The organism is Moorena sp. SIO2C4 (assembly GCF_010672485.1).
GTDB lineage: Bacteria > Cyanobacteriota > Cyanobacteriia > Cyanobacteriales > Coleofasciculaceae > Moorena > Moorena producens.
The window spans coordinates 1-2450 of the sequence record NZ_JAAHGN010001094.1; the positions used below are offsets into that span (position 1 = coordinate 1).

Annotated in this window: 3 protein-coding genes; 2 read left to right on the forward strand and 1 reads right to left on the reverse strand. The window is 40.3% G+C overall.

Annotation, left to right across the window (positions count from 1 at the left end; genetic code table 11):
- Positions 1–226 precede the first annotated feature (226 nt).
- Positions 227–526 carry a type II toxin-antitoxin system HigB family toxin gene (locus F6K20_RS34120; RefSeq protein ID WP_008189566.1) on the forward strand — a complete coding sequence of 100 codons (300 nt, stop codon included), beginning with the start codon at positions 227–229 and terminating at the stop codon, positions 524–526.
- A complete protein-coding gene (locus F6K20_RS34125; RefSeq protein WP_008189565.1) occupies positions 510–911 on the forward strand; it encodes a helix-turn-helix domain-containing protein in 402 nt (133 codons plus the stop codon). Before F6K20_RS34120 ends, F6K20_RS34125 begins: the two co-directional genes overlap by 17 nt.
- A 360-nt stretch (positions 912–1271) precedes the next feature.
- On the opposite strand, the gene F6K20_RS34130 is transcribed toward F6K20_RS34125, so the two are convergent.
- The coding region (locus F6K20_RS34130; RefSeq protein WP_287297738.1) for a leucyl aminopeptidase at positions 1272–2450 on the reverse strand (1179 nt) is incomplete at its 5' end.

Consider the following 2450-nt stretch of genomic DNA (forward strand, 5'->3'; position numbering starts at 1 on the left):
AGTTAAATTCAACAACCTTTATAGTTTTTAATTGGGATTTTATTGACTTGATTTCGTTTATGAATTGGTTCCATGCGGTGTTTTAAAAAGCCACCACCACGGTTTGCTAACACAGCTTGAATTTCAGGCCCCCACTCGCTATTGCCGTGGTTTCCCCCACTCGCTATTGCATCAAGACAGGAAATCAGAGTTGTGTCTAGGTTCAGGGCACCAAAGAGGATATCAAATGCATGTGATCAGCTATCGACGTTTGCGGGAATTTAGTGAAAAACACGCTGATTGCCATGATGCTCTCGATAACTGGTATAAGATTGCCAATCAGGCTACTTGGTCTAACTTAGTTGAGGTACAATCAGTTTTTAGAAAAGCTGAAGCAGTAGGAAATTTTACAGTTTTTAATATTAAGGGGAATAAGTACCGCTTAATTGTAAGTATAGATTATGAAAAGCATTTAATTTACATCAAGTATATTCTGAATCACGCAGAATACGACTATAATAACTGGAAGAATGACCCTTACTTTTAATCAAAAGCCATACAAAAAACTGTTAATTAAATATCAACCTAAAATGATTAAAACAGAAGAAGAGAATGAAAAAGCTTTAGCTTTTGTAGAAGAGTTGATGCACCGACCTAAACGAACACCAGAAGAAGATGAAATTTATGAATTGCTGATTACATTAATTGAAAAATTTGAACAAGACTATTACTCACCAGGGATTAGATCTGAGCCTCAGTCTATGTTACTTTTTTTAATGGATCAAAAAGACATAAAACCAGCGGATTTAGTGGGAATTATTGGCTCTAAAAAAACCGTTGATGACATCGTTAATGGAAAGCGAGAAATTAGCAAATATCAAGCCAAAACCTTGGGAGTTTTTTTTCAAGTTGATTCCAGTTTGTTTATGTGAAAAGCGCTCACCAATTGCTAAAACTTCATTTCGATTCGATGTATAGAGTTTTCCATACTTATCAGGTACACAGGAGTTTTTAACTATTACCTATTCCCTGTTCCATAAAATCATAAAATTATCTAGCTCAGCCAATGGCTTTCCTTAAAAACCCATAGCTAGTAATGCTGGGCGGAAGTTAAAATTCAAAATTATTGCATACTTATTATATAAGTGTTTCGCTCTTTTTGAAAGGTATCTTTATTTCCGCCGTGCCTTACTAGGGGGTTGCTAAACTAAGGAATGATCTTAAGTAATGATATTAAGTATAGTTGGGTCAGTTACCGATTACTTATTACCCATTCCCCATTACCTATTACCTTAAGTCTCACTCAATACCCAATTCACTAAAGTACGAACTGGAAAGCCAGTCGCACCAGAATTATTACAACCATTTTCTTTATCAGTCCAAACTGTTCCAGCAATATCGATATGTACCCAAGGCGTTTCCTTAACAAATTGCTTCAAGAACAAGGCTGCCGTAATCGAACCAGCTGCACGGGGTCCAGTATTTTTGAAATCAGCAATTTGAGACTTTAATCCCTCAAAGTACTTCTCTTCCATGGGCATCTGCCATAATTTTTCACCAGCCGCTTCTGCCGCATCTTTAAACTGTTGCGCTATTGTTTCATCAGTGGTCCATAAACCAGCAATATCATTTCCCAATGCTACAACACAGGCACCAGTCAAGGTAGCTAAATCTGCGATCGCATCCACCTCTAATTTTTCCGCAAACACTAAAGCATCTGCTAGGGTTAGTCTTCCTTCGGCATCCGTATTATTGACCTCAATCGTCTTACCATTAGAAGCAGTAAGAATATCCCCTGGGTGCATGGCATGACCACTAATCATATTTTCCGTGGCCGCACTGATAAAGTGAACCTCGACATCCGGCTTCAACTGGCCAATTGCCTTAGCAGTCCCCAAGGTAGCCGCCGCCCCCCCCATATCCATTTTCATAGTCTCGATGCCACTACCAGCACCTTTAAGATTCAAGCCACCGGAGTCAAAGGTTAAGCCCTTACCCACAATCGCTAATTTGCGTTTTGGAGTACCATCAGGTTTATAGGTCATATGAATAAACTTGGGAGGCAGATCTGAGGCTTTGGCAACCCCAAGAAAAGCACCCATTCCCAGTTCTTCACAGGCTTCCCTGTCCAAGATTTCCAGGGAAAAACCATACTCTGAGGCCAGCTCCTCTGCTGTCTGAGCCAAACTAATTGGTGTCACCTCATTAGCTGGTGCTGCTACCAACTCTCGTGCCAAAATTACACCTTCACAGATTTTCTGAGCCTTATCAATCCCTGCTTCTTGCCCAGCCAATGCCAGTAAATCAATCTGTTCCAGCTTTGCGCCCTTATCCTCGGATTCCGACTTAAAGCGATTGTCTTGGTGTAGAGCCAGGATTATCCCCTCAGTGATCCCTTGTGCCGTTGCTATGGGGTCATCATTAACCACCGGTAAGCTAATTCCAAGAGTTGTAATCTTTTGCTGTTTCGA

Coding starts and splice junctions, on each gene's coding strand:
- F6K20_RS34120 (WP_008189566.1), top strand. CDS start 227: ATGCATGTGATCAGCTATCGACGTTTGCGGGAATTTAGTGAAAAACAC.
- F6K20_RS34125 (WP_008189565.1), top strand. CDS start 510: ATGACCCTTACTTTTAATCAAAAGCCATACAAAAAACTGTTAATTAAA.